The sequence below is a fragment of the Neobacillus drentensis genome (genome assembly GCF_036962765.1).
GTDB classification, from domain to species: domain Bacteria; phylum Bacillota; class Bacilli; order Bacillales; family Cytobacillaceae; genus Neobacillus; species Neobacillus drentensis_C.
Genome location: NZ_JBALOS010000225.1, coordinates 392 through 2,477 on the forward strand (window position 1 = coordinate 392; position 2,086 = coordinate 2,477).

3 protein-coding genes are annotated in these 2,086 nt (G+C 39.0%); all 3 read right to left on the bottom strand.

Annotated elements, in window-relative coordinates:
- A partial coding sequence (locus V7137_RS23915; protein ID WP_335700385.1) for a thiamine diphosphokinase occupies positions 1-415 on the bottom strand: 415 nt, incomplete at its 3' end.
- Between the two features lie 54 nt (positions 416-469).
- The gene (gene rpe, locus V7137_RS23920) at positions 470-1,114 is read right to left on the bottom strand and encodes a ribulose-phosphate 3-epimerase (protein ID WP_335700386.1); all 645 of its coding nucleotides are present in this window, start codon (positions 1,112-1,114) and stop codon (positions 470-472) included.
- Positions 1,115-1,116: 2 nt separating this feature from the next.
- Entirely contained in the window at positions 1,117-1,998 is an 882-nt protein-coding gene (gene rsgA / locus V7137_RS23925; RefSeq protein ID WP_335700387.1) for a ribosome small subunit-dependent GTPase A, read from the bottom strand.
- Positions 1,999-2,086 lie beyond the last annotated feature (88 nt).

Sequence of the window (2,086 nt, forward strand, 5' to 3'; positions counted from 1 at the left end):
TAAAAATGATATTCTTACGGTCTATTAGGGAGAGATCAACTGAACTTTTTTCTTTAAATTGTTTTAGTAATAAATGAACATTGGCAAATAAATGATCGAGTCTTCCTCCGGTGGCCCCAAACAAACGGATGATTCGCGGATTCTGGCTAAGGGCCCAATTTAGAGCAAGCTCCATGTCCGTTTCATCCTTTTCAGGCTTAAACTTCTTCAATTCTGTAACACGGCCTTCTATAAACAATAACTCTTCAGTTGACACAGAATCGAAATCTCCAAAAGCAATCGTTGGTGTAATATTTCTTTTTATTAAATGATAGACGCCGCGATCGACTCCGACCCAGATGGCGTCTTCAGCCAAGTACTCTGTCAAATCAGGCAGAAGGTCTTCAGGTCCTCCGGCAAGAATATTGATAATCATAATAATGTCTCCCTTTCAATATGCAAAAAGCCAGCACATAAGCTGGCTCTCCCATTAACCTCTTAAAAGCGAAATTGCTCTCGTATAATTTTCTTCATTATAAATAGCGGAGCCTGCAACAAGCACATTTGCACCTGCATCTATACAAACCTTTGCTGTTTCAGCATTTACGCCGCCATCAATTTCAATCTCTAGGTCCATTCCTATTTCCTCTGCCATCTCTTTTACTTTTCTTATTTTTGGAAGAACCTCAGGAATGAATTTTTGCCCGCCAAACCCAGGATTAACTGACATTAATAAAACCATATCAATGTCTCTTATTATGTGTTGAATGGATTCTACAGGTGTAGCGGGATTTAAGACTACCCCTGCTTTTACTCCATAAGACTTAATATTTTGGATTGTTCGGTGAAGGTGCCGGCAAGCTTCCACATGCACGGTAATATAATCGGCTCCAGCCTTGGCAAATGCCTCAATATAGTGATCAGGGTTTTCAATCATTAAGTGTACATCAAGTGGCAGTTTCGTGACTGGACGAATCGCTTCAACAATCAAAGGGCCAATCGTAATATTGGGTACAAAGTGACCATCCATGACATCAATATGAATGTAGTCAGCTCCCCCTTTTTCCACCGCTAAAATTTCTTCACCCAATTTCGAAAAATCGGCTGATAGTATAGAAGGTGCTATTTTAACCATTATTAATACCTCGGCTTTCTATCCTTGATCTCCTGTAAGAAATCTAAATAATGTTCGTATCGATATCCTGGGATATCCCCTGTGTCTACGGCTTGTTTCACACCACATTTGGGTTCAGAAACATGCAAACAGCCTCGAAATTTACAATTCTCACTTGCACTTTGTAGTTCAGGGAAACAAAATGTTAAATCTTCCGCTTCAATATTAGTAAATTCCAATGAACTAAATCCTGGCGTATCTGCAATGAGTCCATTGCCGATCTTAATTAATTCCACATGTCTTGTCGTATGCTTTCCTCTGCCTAAATGGGAGGAAATATCATTTGTTTTTAATTCAAGATCCGGCCTAAGAACATTCAGTAACGAAGATTTTCCAACACCGGATTGACCAGCAAAAACAGATATTTTATTATCCACATGCGGACTTAACAGTTCAATTCCTGCTTCTGTTTCGGAAGAAGTAAGGATTACTTTGTAGCCTGCTGCTGTATACTGCTCTGCATAATCCTTTATCATCATTTGCTCATCATCAGTAGTAAGGTCCATTTTGGTAATGCAAATTAGCGGTTCAATCCGATTAAATTCAACAAGAACGAGGAAACGATCTAATAGAACTGTACTGAATTCTGGTTCAACAGCCGAAAACACAAGAATGGCTTGATCTACATTTGCAATCGGTGGACGAATGAGTTCATTCTTGCGAGCCTTTACTTCCATAATGTACCCTTCCAAGTCATTTTCAGCTTGAAAAACAACTTCGTCACCTACAAGAGGGGTAATTTTATTTTTTCTAAATACCCCTCTGCCACGGCATTGGATTAACTTATCATTTCCAAGTACATAATAGAAACCGCTTAATGCTTTAACAATTTTTCCTTCCGGCATAGCCACACTCCTTGCCTTTCAATTAGAAAACATCAACCTTCATATATTCCCCGTTTTCAAATCCTTTAGTTAAAGGCTCTGTTAAACT